Below are 18158 nucleotides of genomic sequence, written 5' to 3' on the forward strand. Positions count from 1 at the left end.
CGACTTTAAATGATCCGTGCAAGCCTGAAAAAGATCAGATGGATTAGTTGTATTCTACTAATTATTAAAATGCTCTGAATGTAAATGCAAAGGGGATATGCAATGAAATTTAAAATGGGAATAATTACATTTTCACTGTTGTGCTGTTCTGCTGGATGTATGGCAGACTCGGATATTGATGCCAAACAACGTGAAGCATTGCGTTTGCATTGGCTCGATTCTACGGTATCCCCAGGTGAGGATTATTATTCTTATGCGAATGGAGCTTGGCAAAAAAATAATCCTATACCCGCAGAATATGCCTCCTGGGACAGCTTTAATATTCTCAATGTAAAAATTCAAGATATTATTCATCAGATGCTAATCAAGGCCTCACAAAATACAGATGCAAAACAAGGCAGTATAGAGCAAAAAGTGGGTGATTTTTATTACAGTGGCATGGATGAAAAAACCATTAATCAATTAGGTGTTGCTCCAATTCAACCCGAGTTTGATCGTATTAATGCGATAAAATCATTGGACGATTTGCAAAAAGAGCTGGTTCATTTACATCTCATTGGTGTTGATGCTTTATTTGGTTTTGGCAGTATGCAGGATTATAAAAACAGTACGTTGATGATAGGAGCTGCCTATCAGGGCGGATTAGGGTTACCTGAACGAGATTATTATTTAAGCGATAATCCCAAATTTAAAAAAATCAGAGAAGCCTACCTTAATCATTTGGAAAAAATGTTTCAATTACTTGGAGACAGCCCGAAAACAGCTGCTCAAGAAGCAAAAAGTGTGATGGAGGTAGAAACGCAACTGGCCAAAATTTCCATGCCTATAATTGAGCGCCGCAATCCTAATGCGATCTACCATATTAAGACCTTGACTGAATTACAACAAATAACCCCGGATTTTTCCTGGGAAAATTATCTTAAGGCCATTGGGCAGGATCAATTGACTCAAATTAATCTGGCTATGCCCGATTACTTTAAAGGATTGAATCATTTATTAAAATCAATCAGTGTGGATGAGTGGAAAATATATCTGCGTTGGCATTTGATAGACGCTTTTGCTTCTTACTTATCCACGCCTTTTGTTGATCAGAATTTCAAGATGCTTAGTGCTTTGACTGGAATTGAAAAATTGTTGCCTCGCTGGAAAAGAGTGGTGAGTACGGAGAATGGCGCTCTTGGTTTCGCAATTGGTAAAATGTATGTAGAACAGCATTTTCCTCCCAAGGCTAAAGCGCAGGTGGAAGAGATTTTGATGAATATTCGCAGTGTTCTGCGTCACGATTTGAGTTCTTTAGCCTGGATGTCACCAGAAACTCGGAAAGAAGCTTTAACCAAACTGGATTTAATGCAGCAACGCATTGGTTACCCAATCCAATGGAGAGATTACTCCAAGCTTAAAGTGGATAGAGGTCCTTACGTTCTAAACGTCATCAGAGCGAATCAATTTTTGGTTAACAGGGATTTGGAAAAAATTGGTAAGCCTATAGACCAAACGGAATGGGAGATGACTCCGCAAACAATAAATGCTTATTATGATGTGTCTATGAATAGCATCAATATGCCAGCAGGAATATTACAAGCTCCTTTTTTTGATCCTGACGCTCCCGCTGCCGTAAATTATGGGGCTATTGGATTTGTCATGGGGCATGAAATTACCCATGGCTTTGATGATCAAGGAGCACAGTTTGATGGTTATGGAAACTTAAATAACTGGTGGAAGCCTGAAGATTTGAGTCAATTTAAAAAAGCAACCCAATGTATTGCAGATCAATTTTCCAACTACGTTGTTGATGGAAATTTGCATGTACAGGGTAAATTAGTTGTTGGAGAAGCAGCTGCAGATTTAGGTGGCCTCACTTTAGCTTATAAGGCATTTTTACAATCCAGAGACTATAAAAATGCCAAAACGATTGATGGAATCACCCCTGAACAGCAATTTTTCCTCGGTGCAGCCCATGTATGGGCCAAAAATATTCGACCACAGCAATTACAAAATCAGATCACAACCGATCCGCACCCACCGGCTCAATATCGAGTCAATGGAAGTTTTGCCAATATGCCCGAATTCCAGAGCGCTTATAAATTGACTAACAGCAGCCCTATGGTCAATAAAAACAGATGTGTCATCTGGTAAATGAGTATTTAATTTTTTCTATATACTCCTTTTGATGACAATCGGCACCATGACATGGATTTTAATAGGGGCATACTTAATTGTATGCAGATGATGAAGACAATTCAGCAAAATATAAAACTGCTTGTTATATCATAGCAGAAATATTTAAACAGTTACCCTGTATCTGGATGGAATTATTGGGTGAGGCATTTGAATAATGATGCTGTATATGAAATAGAAGGTTATGTTAAAATGAAGAGATTCGGTTTGGTTTAAAAGAAATTTTATGTTATCTATTGTTGATTGTAAGTTTAGCTATGATGAGTTAAATTGGGCTGTTACCATTGCTTGGGACCAACATACTAATAGGAAAATGATATTAATTGAGGGTGAAACAGCATTCCAATCATTATTAATAACATTAGAATATGAATATAACTCTTCAAATAAAGAGTCAAGTATCGTGTTTTCAGAGTCTCGCTTGAAAAAAGAAGATGAATCAGGGAGAAAGATGATTTTCTTTGATCAGCAAATTAGTACACTTAAGCCAGCGTGTAAAACCCTTATTGTTGCTAAAGATGACCTAATAAAGATTATTGAACAATATAATCAAGGAACAGAAGTAACAATAGGGCACATAGGTTCATCAACTCATACAGAAAAAATTGAAACAGTTTATATACGCACGAAATTTGATGGCGATGCTGAAACTTGGGTCAGTACCGTATTTTCGGCAATCAATAGTCCATTTCCTTCTAACTACTTGGCCTTTAGGCAGCAAGAAGGTGTTACCATGCATTCGGGAACTCTTGCTTTGGAGTTAGAACATCCTGGTTGTCTAATATTATAATTTTTTTGTAGTACTAGTGAATCAAGAAAGCGGAGGGCTCTCTCAGACATTTTCTTTTGTAACTGGCGGAAAAAGAGCAAAACAGTTGCACGTGCGTTCATATTGAAATGCCTCCGTGTAGGACAAAAAAATTTGTCATGCCCGCATAGGCGGGCAACCATCGATCAAAATAATTCGCTACCCAAATCAAGGCACTGGGTGATTATTTTGATGGATTAAATCTAATTTTCATTGTTGGTTCCACTTTATGAAATCAGCAGTGGTTGCCCGCCTATGCGGGCATGACAGATTTTTTGTTACGGATGGGGATAAGATACACAAACAATCTAAAAAAGCACTTTAGCCGTGTTATTGTTGCGGGAACTGCTTATTTCTGCCCCCTGCAATAACAGATTGATAATTCTTAATAAAAACACCAGAAACAGTCAGGTATTTAAAATTTGAATAATCAGTATTGAAAAATAATCTTGCTGCTTAATAAAAGAGCAAGATCATTATTATATAATCGTCTCTTTAATTATGTTTTGGGTTATATCCTGGTGCAATTTCCCTTAAATGCAGGGCGATAAATCATTGAGATGACCTTTTAAACTCTTTGGGGAGAGGCAATGAAATATTATATTGGTACGGTACATCAAAATTCCGGGGATCGTGAGTACAACAGAAAAAACTTCCAGAATGCATTAACTCATTATGTGAAGGGATTAACTAAATTAGAGTCCATTATGGACAATCAACCGGATGCTATTTTTTCAACAGCATTTTATGACAGTTATGTTTATGCCCTAGCCGATGTTGTGTATATCCAAAGTCGAATAATGAATAAGTATATCGCAGACAGTCAAAATATGACTACTGATCAGTTGCTACAAAGTCTTTCTGATTTTAGTTCATCTTTAACCACGATTAGCAGCAGAATTGCATTAATGAACGAATTCTGGGAAAAGATATGTGATGAGAGTAGGCTCAAAACTAAACCCCAAAGGATCAACTTCACCAATGAATCAATAGCTGAAAGCCTGGAGTTGCTGAGCGATTTATGGTCTGCAACAGCTGAAGAGTTGAACAGCATTCCTTCCGATTATGAGCGATTAATCAATAATTCGCTTACTGCAATGAAGTTAGCAATTGAAACTAAGTCCAGAATACCAAAGGGAGCTGAAATCAATATGCATCTGGGTTATTTAAATCTTCTTGAGCAGCTTTGCTCTGTGACAACGGATGGGACTCACCGTAACGATCTGTTAAACAACATGGAGAAGCATTTGGAATCGTATCAACTTTTGACAGTGCTTCCAAAAAATTCTTTATCGCAACTTGAACTAATCAGTTATGCTCTTTTTGTCGATACTGAATTGCATCAAAGGTCAAATCCTCAGTTGATTAAACAAGGTTATGAGATTATAGCTTCCATTACCAAGCGAACACCTGATAATGAGGGGGCTATTTCAGCTTTTATAAAACTCGCTGATCGTGCAACTCATCTGCCGCAAGAAGGAAGAGCATCTTCTTCCTCTTCGCTTTCATTATCGGATAGCCTGAATCCTGGACACCTGATATATGATGGAATTAAATTTTCATCACCGGCTTCATTTGAACTTGTTCTGGCCAATGGAGAATACCATCCCTTAAAGTATGTTGTTCGCATGTTTGTCGAAAATTCAGAGCGTGTAAACCAGTTAGTGGATAAACTATATACCGTTGGTATTGCTGAGTTCTGTCAATTATGTCCAGATTCGCCGATTTCTCTTCTGGTTAAGATAAAAACACCATCGGAAGTTAAAGATAGTCTTAACGATATAATTAAGCGATCTGATAAGAAGGAGCAATTAGAACTATTGATTCCCGCTTTAGTTTATATTGCCAATGATCATATTAAACAGGCAATAAATCCAGAAAATTCTGTAAGACAATTGTATGAATCTGGACTACCCTGGCAGCATAGAGCCATTTTCTCAAGTTTTAAAATCCAAACTGCGACTCGAACAACCGCTGTGACCAGGAATGCAAAAAGAACCAGTATGAGTTCTGGATTCGATAGTTCCTTGTTTTCTTCATCTGTTGTTTTAAATGAAGCAGGAGACTACCCTGAGGAAACGCCAAAAAAAATGCGAACAATGAGCACTGCGACAATTGCGGATTCTGAATCCAGGGCAGATGATGATGCGCTGGAACAGTGGAACTTAATTAAAGATAGTGATGCTCCAGACCTTAGTGAGCAGTATCCCTCTAGTCCTGGCTTTTCTCCAGCACGGGATGATTATGACGTTTCCCGTCCAAGTGCGCCTACAGATTCAGAACAATGCTTTGCGGATGAAGTTCCTGCTTTGGCTCTGACTTTGGAATGGGTGTTAGATTCAGACTCAGATACCGATTCAGATCACTCTATTTTAGCTGCAGATAATAGTAAACCAGCTGCAGTGTTAACCGGTGCTCATGGTGGTGCATCAAATTACTCATTTTTTTCACCTGCTTCTCAACACAAGCCTGGCCAACAAAGTCATGCGCATCAATCGCACCCTAAAGTTTTGGCGTTTATTCATGCGATGCATCATATCAACAGCAAAGAGCTTGAGCAGAGACTTGAAAAAAAATTGTTTGCCAATCTTTTAACAATTATGGGTGAGTTTCTTGAAGTAGATCCCGGTTCTCCTCTACAAAAATATGCGGCAACTTTACTCACTGTAGAGTCATTATATAAAAGGGCATTAGTGATTGATCCAAATCATAATATGGCAAGAGATAAGCTTAAAAAACTTCAGTTCGAAAATAAAATAATACTGGCAAATCTTCATTACAATGTTTTGGTGTCTGATGATATAAAAGCTCAGTCGGATAAAGAACATTTTTGCGAAGAGGTTGATAATGCCCTAACTGAATTAGAGGCTTTATATTTAACCGAGCCTAAGGAGTGTGGGGATCTAGTCTGTAAATTATTCAGCTTTATCACTGCAAAAATTCTTAAATATAATTTAATGACTGATGATGTTTATCACGAGTTTATGACAGATTTTTATGGATTTCGTGAGCCATCAGCTTCTGAAGGATGTTCTAGCAGTAGCCAATCGTTGTCATTTTAAAAAACGTACCAGGTAGAGGCGTTTCTCACTGTATGCATAAAATAGTGATTCACATTTTATGCATATTCACTCTATAGGTTCAATCAACATACCGGCTCAATTCCTGGTTATTTTTCCTGTTCTTAAGTCATGAACATAATACAAAACGGATTGGATTAGAGAAGAATTGAAGGCACAGCGTATAAAAAACCTTGATTTCGCTTACGCTGCATCAAGGCTACCAGCTGTATGAACAACTCAATCCTGCGCTGATCCCACAGTTCGGGTAGCCTTGATGCAGCGCAAGCGTAATCAAGGACTTACTCGCCAAATCCACCTATAGGATCAATCAACATACCGGCTCAATTCCTGGTTATTTTTCCTGTTCTTAAGTCATGAACATAATACAAAGCGGGTTGGATTAGAGAAGAATGGAAGGTGCAGCATATAAAAACCTTGATTTCGCTAGGGCTGCATCAAGGCTACCAGTTGATTCCTCAGATTAAGTGGCAAGGGCTTTTTCACCGCCGCTTATTACCGGGATGTGCGTTTGAACTGATATCAGGATTACGGGCAGATTCCTTTAATGCATCATTAATAATGCCTGCCAATTCCCAGCTTCTCACGCGAGTTGTTCCTGGGTGAATAGTGTAATTAAAAGCTTCTTCTTTTCGTTTTTTCTCGTAATCTTGAAACACGTCAGCCAGTGAGTTGTTGGGGTTACCAAGGTCTTTCAGAAGTCTCTGGGCGAGTTTGAGATTGGCTTGTCGGTTAATCGTTTGAGCATCTTTAAAAAACACAAACTGGCTTCTGCCGAAATCTTGTTTTCCATTCGTATCTCGATATCCGTTTACTCGGTCAATATACTTTTGTAACCGTTTTTCTAATTCTATTCTCATACTGTCTGGTTGAGCCTGAGGATTAACCACGGGTTTATTCGTAATGAGCTGCTGTTTTAATATTTGTCGTGTCGCTTCCTGGAATACCTCAGAGACATTCACATTATCTTTAGCACTTGTTTCTATATGAGATGTTATTGGGTGGTCTTCGTTATTAAGGTTCCAACTCTCTGCGAATTCACTGCCCATTTTTAAAGTTATTTCTCTTTTTATATAAAGATCGGTCTTTGTAGCAACCAGTATAATCGGGGTATTTTTGCGGGTCTGTTGCTTTATAATTTCAAGCCAAGTTTTCAGGCTTTCTAAAGAATCTTTATTGGTACTGTCATATACAAGCACGACAGCATTAATTCGAGAATTCCCCTTATGAACGTAAGTGCTTTGATTTTGTTCTTGGCTACAGTTTTTCGGAATATCCAGTCGTATCTTTACAACCAGCTCCTCGAGAGTTATATCTTGAAAATCTGTCTTTAAGGCGCCTGTATAGTGTTTGATATATTTATCATCAGTAAATCTATGAATCAGACTACGTTTTCCTGCTCCGGGATAGCCTACAACAGAAATGCGGAATAAACGATCATAATAGGGAAACATTGTGTTATGAAGTTCGCGAGCATATAGAGGTATTGCTGGGTTTAGGATTTCGGTAAGTTTTTCTTTTGGCATGTTATGCTCTCACTCAAAGTGTATCTGTTCATCATATATGCAGAAAAGCTTATTATATCCCATTAACGCCAAAAATTTATAAAAAAATTAACTTATTGCATCGTTATTTCTCAACTTGTTTTGAGATGATGAGTTACTCTATCTCTTGGTGACTAATTTCTGAGTATAAAATTTGCTATAGTTAATTTATGGATCAAAAAAAGGAATAATTATGTGTCGACTCGTTGCCTATTTAGGGCGTCCAACGTTATTAAAAAATGTATTGGTCACACCTAAAAATTCTATAATCATGCAGAGTTTGCATGCGCGTGAAACGGACTTACGTACTAATGGCGATGGTTTTGGTGTTGGGTGGTATGCGCCTGAAATCAGTTCGGATCCTGCTTTGTTTACTTCGGTTTTTCCTGCCTGGAATGATAGAAATTTGTTAAGCTTGACCTCCAAAATTCAGTCGCCTTGCTTTTTTGCTCACGTTCGTTCGGCTAGCGCTGGGGGCGTGACCAATTTTAATTGCCATCCTTTCGTTCACGGCGACTGGATGCTGATGCATAATGGTGAGATTCACGATTTTGTTCAAGTAAAACGCCATATACGCCATTTATTGGATGATGATATTTACCACTGGATTAAGGGTGAAACAGATTCAGAGCATTTGTTTGGACTGTTTTTACAACTTGCCAAAGGACGGGATTTAAGCCAGTTTATGGTGGTAGCTGATGTGCTGCAACAAACGATATTTAAAATAGAAGAGGTCATCGCTGAATACGGTAAACCAGGTACTTCTTATTATAATGTTTGTCTAACAGATGGAAAAAGAATCATTGCAACACGATATACCAGCAATAATAAGAAGAAACCTCTTACCCTGCATTATCTGGCAGGGTATATGTTAGCCACTAATGGTCTTTGGGTAAAAGAAGAGGGAAAACCGGCTTATGTTGTTGTCTCTTCAGAAAAACTCAATGATATAGCTGAAGGATGGGAAAACGTTCCTGAGCAACATATGCTGTTAATTGATGAAAATAGAAACATTCAATTGCGTCCTTTTAAGGCAGTAGGATAAACTAGCGCCCGTTGATTCTGTTTCGTTTTGGTTTATCCATTTGCAAGAAAGCGAGTACTCATTTCATGATTCATATTGCTCTTTATCAGCCTGAAATTCCTCCCAATACAGGTAATATTATTCGATTGTGTGCCAATAGCGGTGCCCAGCTTCATTTGATTCATCCTTTGGGCTTTGATTTGGATGATAAAAAAATGCGCCGTGCAGGTTTGGATTATCATGAATGGGCTACCGTTCAGCATTATGCGGATTGGAATGATTTTCAAAACCAGCATTCAGGGCGAAGGATCTTCTGTTGCACAACAAAAACTGATCAGGTGTACACCGAGATAGAGTATCAACCGGAAGATATATTGTTGTTTGGGCCGGAAACACGTGGTTTGCCTGCAGAAATCAGAGCACAATACAGTAGCATCAAAATTCCCATGGTTGAGAACAGCCGTAGCCTGAATTTATCCAATGCGGTAGCTATTATTTTATTTGAAGCATGGAGGCAGCTGGGATTTGCCTAGTTAAAACTCCTGGTCGCCATGGGCAAGATGAAGCAAGGCTTTGCGTAAGGGTTGATAGGTGCATTGTTCGCTTTCACTGATGATGGACGCTTTGGCTTTTTCGGTAAGTGCGTGAGAGGGATTGTCTTGCTTGGTATATTGGGTAACCGGTTCAACTAATTGAATTTTTATGGATGAGAGTTGGTACATTCCCGCCTCTTTTCGTAACCTGTCACGCAGATCGGGTAGGGCATAGCGCAATTGCGAGGCCCAGGCTGGATTTGCAGTGGTCAGTACCAGACATCCCTTTGAAAAGCTGCCAACCTGACAGGCTGAAGCTAAATTTTCAGGAAGAATTTGTGCTACTTTTCTGGACAGCTCTTCAAGCTGCAGTGACCGCTGGCAAATGTCTGCAAGTTGTTTATTCAGGCATCTACTGATAGAACGCATTTTTTTCTTCTTTAGTTGATGGAGGGTATTACTGTATTCTCATTATGATTGATAGTAACATAAAGAAGAGAACTATCGCTAAATAAACTGTTTTATGTTTAGAATAACAGAGGGATATTTATTGTGTCGTTTATTTTAAAAGCATTTACGAAGGTGAGTCATGGCTGAGACAAATACAGACAGTAGTGTGATTTACTTTACCCGCTTGCACTGGGTTATATTTTTTGGTCCTATTTTGGGTTTGGGAATTGCTATTGCGCTTTATGTTTATATAGTTCAATTGCGTCAGGTTAGTCTCATCTTGATAGTGTTTGCCTTGCTTTGGATTTTGATGACCTGGGTTACTTATTATTTTTCGTCAATAACCATCAAAAGAAAACAGGTTATTTTACGTACTGGAATCATTATTAGACAGACTGTAGATATTCCTTTAAGTAAAATTGAAACCATAGACATTCGTCAATCCATTCTGGGAAGCATATTAAGATACGGTTCTCTGGTCATTACCGGAACTGGCGGTACTCGCCATTTAATTAATTTTTTACATCATCCATTGACTTGCCGACGATATATTGAGCAATTGATGAATGAGCCTCAATAATTTATCGTTCACTACAGTTCAGGAAAAAATAGACCTGAACTGTTGATGATTTTTTAGAGGCGTGAAGAGGGTTATTCTTCTTTGTGCGAATAACCACATCCTTCATGCGGGCACAGAATTTGCCGGCCAAACTTCTTGCTTTCTTTAACCGTTAGAATAGGCCATGCACATTGGGGGCACGGTTTATCCATGGGTTCATTCCACAACGCATAATCACATTTGGGGTAGTCTCCACAGGAGTAGAAAATTTTACCCTTCCTCGATTTACGTTGCAGAATTTTAGCATGAGTACATTTAGGACAAACAACGCCCGTATCTGCCGGTTTTTCCAGAGGTTCCATATGTCGGCATTGCGGGTAATTGCTGCAGCCAATAAAACGACCGTATTTGCCGGTTTTAATATGCAAGGCGTTAGAGCAAAGAGGACAGTTTCGTCCCTCGACAACTTCAGGTTCTGTTTTTTCGTTATCCTGGCCTCCCATATCCTGGGTATAGTCGCACTCAGGGTAGCCTGTGCACCCAATAAAACGACCCCGTTTACCCAGTCTTATTGACAGTGGCTTTTGGCATTTAGGACATTGTTCTTCTAACAGTTCGGTGGTAACGTCTTTACGTTGAACCTGTTCATCGGTATTGTGAATTTGGTGTACAAAAGGCTGCCAAAATTCTTCCAATACAGGTATCCAATCTTTTTCACCTCGTGCTACTGCATCAAGAGTGTCTTCCAGTCCTGCTGTAAATTTATAATCAACGTAACGTGTGAAATAACTGGTTAAAAAACGATTAACTATGCGACCAACATCCGTAGGAAGAAAGCGTTTTTTATCAACGACCACATATTCACGCTGTTGCAAGGTATGAATAATTGCAGCGTAGGTAGAGGGTCTTCCTATATCATACTCTTCCAGTGCTTTGACAAGAGTCGCTTCGGAATAGCGTGGCGGTGGTTCGGTAAAATGCTGATTGGCTTCAAGTTGATTGATCTTGATCTGTTCTCCTACGGTAAAGGCTGGTAACAGGCTTCCCTCCTGATCATCCTCTTTTGAATCATCCCGGCCTTCTTCATATACGGTCAGAAAACCCGGAAAAGTAACCGTCGATCCATTGGCTCGAAACAGATTGCCAGCACCACAGCTAAAATCTACCGCAACCGTATCCATCACAGCATCTTCCATCTGGCTGGCTATGGTTCGTTTCCATATCAGGCTGTAGAGTTTGAGCTGATCAGCGGTTAATGCATCCTGAACCATTTCAGGAGAGCGTTTGACCGATGTGGGTCTGATTGCTTCATGCGCCTCCTGGGCGTTTTTAGATTTGGTTTTGTATACTCGAGGTGTTTTGGGGCAATTGGCTTCGCCATAGCGTTGGGTGATATATTCTCGTATTTCATCCACTGCTTCAGCGGCCAAGTTCACCGAGTCGGTACGCATATAAGTAATAAGACCTACAGTGCCTGTTCCAATGTCTATACCTTCATACAACTGTTGCGCCACCATCATTGATTTTCGGGCGGTAAATCCTAATTTTCTTGCAGCTTCCTGTTGCAAGGTTGAGGTAATGAATGGGGGAGAAGGTTTACGTTTGCGTTGCTTCTTTTCTATCTGGGTAACCGATAAATATCCCTTAGCCTGTTCGATTAGCTCGTCTTTTATGCGGTGCGCCTGTTCTGCATTGGTGACCGTAAATTGCTGTACCTTTTCATTTTTATATTGAGTCAGCCTGGCTTCAAAACCAGTATTAGCGTGTTGGCATTGCGCAAGAATTTTCCAATATTCCTGGGCTACGAACCGCTCAATTTCTTCTTCTCGCTCTACTATGAGACGAAGAGCAGGGCTTTGAACTCGTCCGGCAGAAAGCCCTCTGCGGATTTTTTTCCAAAGCAAGGGTGATAAATTAAAACCAACCAAATAATCCAGAGCACGTCTCGCCTGTTGGGCGTTGACTAAATCCATAGAAATAGTACGAGGATTATTTATGGCATCCTGAATGGCTGATTTGGTAATTTCATTAAAGAAAATGCGGTGCACCGGTTTGTCTTTAATCAGGTTTCGCTCTTTCATTAATTCGAATATATGCCAGGATATGGCTTCACCTTCTCTATCAGGGTCAGTCGCCAGCATTAAAGAATCGGATTTTTTCAGTGCCTTGGCTATGGTTTCAATATGTCTTGCGTTTTTTTCTATAGGTGCGTAAGTCATATTGAAGTGATTGTCTGGATTTACTGAGCCCTTACGAGCGGGTAAATCACGAACGTGACCGTAAGATGCCAGGACATCGTAATCATTACCTAAATATTTTTGTATGGTTTTGGCTTTAGCAGGTGATTCAACGATCACCAAGTGTTTACTCATATGAAATAAACCTTTCCTTAAATTGGGTACAGTGTATTCACCAAGTGCAGAATATTGATGACTTGGTCCTAGAGATGACTAGTTTAAAACAAGTTCATCTTCTTTTTGGTATAGCACAAGATCAAGAAATGTGAGTTGTTCTTCATTCATGTGTTCTTCCAGAATGTTTCTGATAGTCCATTTTGTTTCTTGTAACGTGACGATACGAGATTCGGAACACTGTAATTGGTTCATTACTGTTTCGAATAAATGCGCATCCAGTATACCCCATAGTTTCAAACGCATTAGAAACTGATAACTGGCTTTGGTCAATTTCATTTGCTCATCGTAGGTTACAATTCGTGTTGAGTGTTCCTGAGCGTTTTTGATGAGTAAAGTATGATCTTCTTCATGAAGCAGCTCATCGCCAGCGGTGAGTTCGTCTATACCTTGCTCATCTGATTTATGGCTTTTTTGGATTTGAGTCAGGCTTTTTTCAAATAAATTCAATAACATTTCAAATAAGTTATCTTTCATATTAACACCTTATATAACCACCAGGTACGGCTTGTACCGCACCTTGTAATTCCAGTTCTGCCAGTTCGCTGGTTACTTGTTCGAGAGTATACCCGCTACGAATAATGATTTGATCGATACTCGTCATTTCAAAGCCAATGAACTTTACTAGGTTTTCATTCCCGCTGGCAAGGGAAAAAAATGATTTATCATCAGTTCTTTGGACTGGTTCTATTCTCAGCTCCTCAAGGACATCGGATACAGACGTCACGAGCTTGGCTCCTTGTTGCAGCAGATAATGACATCCTCTGGCGAGCGGATTATGGATGGAGCCTGGAATAGCCAATACATCTCTATTTTGTTCCAGCGCCATTTTTGCTGTGATCAACGATCCACTCTTGATTGCTGCCTCAATAACCAAAATGCATAATGATAGACCGCTTATTATACGATTTCTGCGTGGAAAATGTCCAGCGATTGGTGGACTATTTAATGGAAACTCACTAAGTAGCAGTCCATTTTGGCTAATTTGCTCTGCCAGTTTGCTGTGTCTTCTTGGATAGATGCAATCAATGCCTGTGCCTAATACAGCAATTGTTTTGCCATGCGCTTCAAGACATCCGGCATGTGCCTGGCCATCGATTCCCAATGCCAGTCCGCTGATTATGGTTATTCCATGTTCAGCAAGTGCTTTAGCAAAATTTCTGGCATTTTCACTACCGGTTACAGACGGGTTGCGGCTGCCTACAACAGCTAATTGAGGATGATCAAACGAAGACAGTTGGCCTTTTGCATATAAAACAATCGGAGGATCGCTAATTTCTTTTAATAGCTGAGGATAATCGGGCGAGTCCCAGGTTAAAAGATGATGATTGGATGCAGCGTTGAGCCAGTTAAAATCGTTTTGCACCTCATTTTGATCAAACTCAGTAATGGTTTGTGCCAATATTGCGGGTAAGCCTGCCTTTTCGAGTTCGGATTTTGATAGACGAAACAGTTCTTGCAAATCAGGCCACCGTTTCAGTAGTTTCTTTACTGTACGTGGGCCAACTCTGTTCATCCGGTTTAATGCAAGTAAAAAAGGTAAATTATTCATGGGTTCGTTACAGTATCCATTAAGTAAACAGCTCGGGTAGACCGAACAATTAAAGCAAAACTGGTTTTGGTAAAGGGACGAAAAACCAAGGCTTCGCCTATACGCTCAGGGGGTAAATTAACAGGGATTAGTGGGTTTTGGGGATCACGAATTATTCGCTTTTTACCGTAAATTCCTAATACATCCCCAGCTTCTATCCCCGAGTTTGCTCCCAGGTTTATGACAATCACGCTGCCTACCGCAACTTGACTGTTACCTGTGGGCATATCGCCGGGTATTTCGATGATGTAGCCTGAAACCTTGCGTACAGGAGATTTAGGCTCAAAATATAAATCAAATTCAGGACTGTTGTTGATTAATACTCTATCCAGCTTTTTGATGCCTACTTTGATGCTGGTCAGTAGTAATGTTGCAGGATCGCCACCAGCGACCAGTTCCCCATAGCCAACCAGATTGGCCTTAAATCCCAAAAATTCATTGGTAATTGGGTCAATATAGTTTTTTCCACCCCTGAAAATTGAGTAGGCAATAGTGCCTCCCTGTGGCATCTCAGTGGAAGGATGTAAGCCTTTGACATAGACTTGATTGCCCTGACCTCCTAACATGTGCTCGCCCATGAGGGCAACAACATAAGGAGCTCGGGTAAGCACGTCATCATCAAGGACAAGCGATTCATCCAAAAAAGGTTTTATATCGACTAATGGAACCGGTGGTATGGCCTCATCAGCAGGGCGGGGGCGCACTCTGGGAGAAAGTTTGATAGTGCCGTTGGATAATACCCTGATGTAGGGTTGATTTTGCTGGTAGTCCAATATTAATACGGCACCAGGATATAATCGATTGGGATTTTTAATGGCGGGATTTGCACGCCATAATTGCTTCCATTCCCAGGGTTTTTTTAGATATTTGCTTGCAATACTCCACAAACTGTCCCCGTGTTGCACAACATACTGATGGGGCGGATCTTCTTGAAGGCTAAGCGCATGAATCGCAGGAGGCAATAAAAAATAAATTAAAATGAGCAGGTATCTCATGAAACAATCCTTTGTCAGGCCTTGGCGTTTTTGAATTCTCTGCACACCCGTGCAAAAAGTCAGAATCGATTTTATGGTGTATCACGATCTGACTGCATTATCGAATGGGGGACTTGGCAAGGAAAATGCGATCAGTCCATAAGACCCAAGCCACAATGCAATTTAGAAACAGGGTATCTTGCAGCATAAACGTATATGAAGGATAATATCACGACTTTGATGTGGAGAACCAGATAAGCAATGGCTATTAGAAAGATTCTTTATTTACCTGACGAGCGTTTGCGAAAAGTGGCGCAACCTGTTGTTCATTTTGATGAGGGTTTACAAACCCTGATTGATGACATGTTCGATACCATGTATCACGCAAGGGGAGTAGGTCTTGCTGCTCCGCAAATAGGGGTAAGCTTGCGTTTATCGGTGATTGATATTATCGGAGACAAGAGTCAACAGTTAGTAATCATTAACCCCGAAATTGTTTCAGCTCAAGGTGAAAAAGAATTTGAAGAAGGGTGTTTGTCTGTTCCAGGAGCTTATGACACCGTAATACGCGCTGAAAAAGTTACTGTAAAAGCGTTGGATAGATTCGGTAATCCCTTCGAAATAAGCGGCGAAGGTTTGCTTGGTGAATGTTTGCAACATGAAATTGATCATTTAAACGGTAAATTATTTGTTGATTTGTTGTCGCCTTTAAAAAGAATGATGGCTCGCCGAAAACTGGAAAAATTCAAACGCCAACAAGCACGTCAATCATGAGTGGATTAAGCGTTGTTTTTGCTGGAACTCCTGAGTTTGGAATTCCATGCCTGGAGGCTTTGCATCAGTCGCAGCATCATATTAAAGCGGTATACACCCAGCCTGACAGACCCGCAGGGCGTGGTCGAAAATTACAGGCTTCTGCAGTAAAGTCCTGGGCTTTAGCACAGCAGATCCCTGTTTATCAACCACTTAATTTCAAAAACCCTGAGGCAATTGCTGAACTGGCTGCGTTAAAACCGGATGTGATGGTCGTTATTGCTTATGGGCTTATTCTACCCAAGGCTGTTCTTGATATTCCTCGCCTGGGCTGCATCAATGTCCATGCTTCTTTGTTGCCGCGTTGGAGAGGGGCATCCCCTATTCAGCATGCAGTTTTATACGGTGATGAGTATTCAGGTGTCACCATTATGCAAATGGATGCAGGAATGGATACCGGAGATATGTTGGCTAAAGCCCAATGCCCAATTACTCCGTCTGATACTGCCAGTAGTCTGCATGATAAGCTTTCGGCATTGTCGGCTCAACCGTTGCTGTCTACATTGGCTGCGTTGGCGGAATGCAGAACAAAGCCTGAAAAACAAAATAATGATTTGGCAACCTATGCGGGTAAAATCAACAAAGAAGATGCACGCATTAACTGGCATGATTCAGCCTGGCAAATTGATTGCCGGATTCGAGCGTTTAATCCCTGGCCTATAGCTTATACTGTTGCTGGAGATGAAATACTGCGCCTTCATAAGGCACAGCCATCCCAAACCCCTGGTGCTCATCCTCCTGGAACTGTCGTCCATATTGACAAGAAAGGGATGTTAGTTGCTACAGGCAAAAATTCCCTTTTAGTTGAGGTCATTCAATTTCCCGGAGGAAAAGCCATTTCTATAGCGGATTGGTTGAATTCTGGAAAAACACAATTGCATGCGGGTTTAGTTCTTGAATGAAAAATAACGAACGGTTGCAGGCGTTAAAGATCTTAACCGCCTTGATGGAGGAACGTTCCTCTTTATCACAATTAATGCCTGTATCAGCAGAAATCTCACCAATGACTAAAGAATTGTGCTTTGGATTTTGTCGTCATTATTTTCGCCTTGAAGCGATAGCTGATTTTCTGGTGGATAAAAGACCTAAATCCCCTGAAGTATGGGTTGCATTATTAATGGGGCTTTATCAACTGCACTATATGAATAAACCCGATTATGCCGTAGTCAAGGAAACCGTTGCTTTGCTTGATAAAGTAAAAAAAATCTGGGCTAAGGGGTTGGTCAATGCTGTTTTGCGTCATTTTTGTCGTAAGCAAAATGAAATTTTAGCCCAACTTGAATCAGACCCGGGTTTTATGTACGGTCAGCCCTCCTGGCTGTTGCACCGCCTGAAAGAAGACTGGCCGGATGAATGGCAATTTATTGCTCAATCTAATGACGCCCATCCTCCTATGACCTTAAGAGTCAATGTCGGACTTATTTCGGTTGACGAATATTTAATTAAACTGGCAAAGGCTGGTATAGAAGCCCATGCTCATCCTGTTGCTGCTCAAGGTATTACCTTGGTTTCTCCCTGTGATGTGCGAGAATTACCTGGTTTTGCTGATGGGTTGGTGTCGGTTCAGGACGGTGCTGCACAGTTGGCGGTATCCTTGTTGGATTTACAACCTAATCAGCGAGTTTTGGATGCTTGCTGTGCCCCAGGCGGTAAAACATGCCATATTTTAGAAACAGAGCCAAAACTCAGTCAATGTGTTGCTCTTGATGTTGATGCAAAACGCCTTAAGAGAGTGCAGGACAATTTGAATCGCTTAAAGCTCAATGCCACAGTGCTTCAGGGTGATGCGTCTACACCGCAGCTTTGGTGGGATGGACCGCTTTTTGATCGCATTCTTTTGGATGCACCTTGCTCCGCAACAGGAGTTATTCGCCGACATTCTGATATTAAGTTATTACGAACTGAAGACGAAGTACGTGCTATTTCGCAAATTCAGCAATCGGTACTGAATGCGCTTTGGCCTTTGCTTGCTTCTGGTGGAAGAATGGTTTACGCCACGTGCTCTGTTCTCGCTGCGGAAAACGAACACAATATTGCTGCATTTGTGGCAAGTCATCCTGATTGTCAGGTGGAACACATCAATGTGTCCTGGGGGCGAAACACCGGCCATGGTCGGCAGATTTTACCCGGAGAGCAGGGAATGGATGGTTTTTTTTACAGCGTATTCATTAAATCCTGATGAGAACGTTGCGG

The 18158-nt window shown here is 40.6% G+C and carries 15 protein-coding genes; 9 read left to right on the forward strand and 6 right to left on the reverse strand.

Annotated elements, in window-relative coordinates:
- Positions 1-102 precede the first annotated feature (102 nt).
- The 3 genes from Lwor_RS09290 (at position 103) to Lwor_RS09300 (ending at position 6048) form a co-directional block, all read left to right on the forward strand.
- Positions 103-2136, forward strand: a complete 2034-nt coding sequence (locus tag Lwor_RS09290; RefSeq protein WP_058493611.1) for a M13 family metallopeptidase — start codon at positions 103-105, stop codon at positions 2134-2136.
- A gap of 268 nt (positions 2137-2404) precedes the next feature.
- Positions 2405-2968, forward strand: a complete 564-nt coding sequence (locus Lwor_RS09295) for a hypothetical protein (RefSeq protein ID WP_058493612.1) — start codon at positions 2405-2407, stop codon at positions 2966-2968.
- 608 nt (positions 2969-3576) lie between these two features.
- Positions 3577-6048 carry a hypothetical protein gene (locus Lwor_RS09300; RefSeq protein WP_058493613.1) on the forward strand — a complete coding sequence of 824 codons (2472 nt, stop codon included), beginning with the start codon at positions 3577-3579 and terminating at the stop codon, positions 6046-6048.
- Positions 6049-6548: 500 nt separating this feature from the next.
- Here the strand turns inward: Lwor_RS09300 and Lwor_RS09305 are convergent, their stop codons facing one another.
- Entirely contained in the window at positions 6549-7592 is a 1044-nt protein-coding gene (locus Lwor_RS09305) for an ADP-ribosylation factor-like protein (RefSeq protein WP_058493614.1), read from the reverse strand.
- A gap of 211 nt (positions 7593-7803) precedes the next feature.
- Between Lwor_RS09305 and Lwor_RS09310 the strand changes: the two genes are divergently transcribed.
- Complete coding sequence (locus Lwor_RS09310; protein WP_058493615.1) at positions 7804-8655, forward strand: class II glutamine amidotransferase; 852 nt, start codon at positions 7804-7806, stop codon at positions 8653-8655.
- 65 nt (positions 8656-8720) lie between these two features.
- A complete protein-coding gene (locus tag Lwor_RS09315) occupies positions 8721-9167 on the forward strand; it encodes a tRNA (cytidine(34)-2'-O)-methyltransferase (protein ID WP_058493616.1) in 447 nt (148 codons plus the stop codon).
- On the opposite strand, the gene Lwor_RS09320 is transcribed toward Lwor_RS09315, so the two are convergent.
- Positions 9168-9596 carry a DciA family protein gene (locus Lwor_RS09320; protein WP_058493617.1) on the reverse strand — a complete coding sequence of 143 codons (429 nt, stop codon included), beginning with the start codon at positions 9594-9596 and terminating at the stop codon, positions 9168-9170.
- Positions 9597-9756: 160 nt separating this feature from the next.
- On the opposite strand from Lwor_RS09320, the gene Lwor_RS09325 reads away from it, so the two are divergent.
- Entirely contained in the window at positions 9757-10197 is a 441-nt protein-coding gene (locus Lwor_RS09325) for a PH domain-containing protein (RefSeq protein ID WP_058493618.1), read from the forward strand.
- Positions 10198-10268: 71 nt separating this feature from the next.
- On the opposite strand, the gene topA is transcribed toward Lwor_RS09325, so the two are convergent.
- From topA to Lwor_RS09345, 4 genes are all read right to left on the reverse strand, one after another.
- The gene (gene topA / locus Lwor_RS09330) at positions 10269-12548 is read right to left on the reverse strand and encodes a type I DNA topoisomerase (protein WP_058493619.1); all 2280 of its coding nucleotides are present in this window, start codon (positions 12546-12548) and stop codon (positions 10269-10271) included.
- Between the two features lie 78 nt (positions 12549-12626).
- The gene (locus Lwor_RS09335; protein ID WP_058493620.1) at positions 12627-13064 is read right to left on the reverse strand and encodes a DUF494 family protein; all 438 of its coding nucleotides are present in this window, start codon (positions 13062-13064) and stop codon (positions 12627-12629) included.
- Position 13065: 1 nt separating this feature from the next.
- Entirely contained in the window at positions 13066-14139 is a 1074-nt protein-coding gene (gene dprA / locus Lwor_RS09340; RefSeq protein ID WP_058493621.1) for a DNA-processing protein DprA, read from the reverse strand.
- On the reverse strand, positions 14136-15173 hold the full coding sequence (locus Lwor_RS09345) for a LysM peptidoglycan-binding domain-containing protein (protein ID WP_058493622.1): 1038 nt from the start codon (positions 15171-15173) through the stop codon (positions 14136-14138). Before Lwor_RS09345 ends, dprA begins: the two co-directional genes overlap by 4 nt.
- Positions 15174-15413: 240 nt before the next feature.
- On the opposite strand from Lwor_RS09345, the gene def reads away from it, so the two are divergent.
- From def to rsmB, 3 genes are read left to right on the forward strand one after another with little or no spacing between them, the layout of a single operon-like run.
- Positions 15414-15926, forward strand: a complete 513-nt coding sequence (def, locus tag Lwor_RS09350; RefSeq protein WP_058493623.1) for a peptide deformylase — start codon at positions 15414-15416, stop codon at positions 15924-15926.
- Positions 15923-16867 (forward strand): methionyl-tRNA formyltransferase, encoded by a 945-nt coding sequence (fmt, locus tag Lwor_RS09355; protein WP_058493624.1) that lies wholly within the window; start codon positions 15923-15925, stop codon positions 16865-16867. Before def ends, fmt begins: the two co-directional genes overlap by 4 nt.
- The gene (rsmB, locus tag Lwor_RS09360) at positions 16864-18144 is read left to right on the forward strand and encodes a 16S rRNA (cytosine(967)-C(5))-methyltransferase RsmB (RefSeq protein ID WP_058493625.1); all 1281 of its coding nucleotides are present in this window, start codon (positions 16864-16866) and stop codon (positions 18142-18144) included. Before fmt ends, rsmB begins: the two co-directional genes overlap by 4 nt.
- The last annotated feature ends 14 nt before the right edge of the window (positions 18145-18158 follow it).

The organism is Legionella worsleiensis (assembly GCF_001467535.1).
Classification (GTDB): domain Bacteria; phylum Pseudomonadota; class Gammaproteobacteria; order Legionellales; family Legionellaceae; genus Legionella; species Legionella worsleiensis.

Coding starts and splice junctions, on each gene's coding strand:
- Lwor_RS09345 (WP_058493622.1), bottom strand. CDS start 15,173: ATGAGATACCTGCTCATTTTAATTTATTTTTTATTGCCTCCTGCGATT.
- dprA (WP_058493621.1), bottom strand. CDS start 14,139: ATGAATAATTTACCTTTTTTACTTGCATTAAACCGGATGAACAGAGTT.
- Lwor_RS09320 (WP_058493617.1), bottom strand. CDS start 9,596: ATGCGTTCTATCAGTAGATGCCTGAATAAACAACTTGCAGACATTTGC.
- Lwor_RS09325 (WP_058493618.1), top strand. CDS start 9,757: ATGGCTGAGACAAATACAGACAGTAGTGTGATTTACTTTACCCGCTTG.
- Lwor_RS09290 (WP_058493611.1), top strand. CDS start 103: ATGAAATTTAAAATGGGAATAATTACATTTTCACTGTTGTGCTGTTCT.
- Lwor_RS09315 (WP_058493616.1), top strand. CDS start 8,721: ATGATTCATATTGCTCTTTATCAGCCTGAAATTCCTCCCAATACAGGT.
- Lwor_RS09310 (WP_058493615.1), top strand. CDS start 7,804: ATGTGTCGACTCGTTGCCTATTTAGGGCGTCCAACGTTATTAAAAAAT.
- def (WP_058493623.1), top strand. CDS start 15,414: ATGGCTATTAGAAAGATTCTTTATTTACCTGACGAGCGTTTGCGAAAA.
- Lwor_RS09300 (WP_058493613.1), top strand. CDS start 3,577: ATGAAATATTATATTGGTACGGTACATCAAAATTCCGGGGATCGTGAG.
- fmt (WP_058493624.1), top strand. CDS start 15,923: ATGAGTGGATTAAGCGTTGTTTTTGCTGGAACTCCTGAGTTTGGAATT.
- Lwor_RS09335 (WP_058493620.1), bottom strand. CDS start 13,064: ATGAAAGATAACTTATTTGAAATGTTATTGAATTTATTTGAAAAAAGC.
- Lwor_RS09295 (WP_058493612.1), top strand. CDS start 2,405: ATGTTATCTATTGTTGATTGTAAGTTTAGCTATGATGAGTTAAATTGG.
- topA (WP_058493619.1), bottom strand. CDS start 12,548: ATGAGTAAACACTTGGTGATCGTTGAATCACCTGCTAAAGCCAAAACC.
- rsmB (WP_058493625.1), top strand. CDS start 16,864: ATGAAAAATAACGAACGGTTGCAGGCGTTAAAGATCTTAACCGCCTTG.
- Lwor_RS09305 (WP_058493614.1), bottom strand. CDS start 7,592: ATGCCAAAAGAAAAACTTACCGAAATCCTAAACCCAGCAATACCTCTA.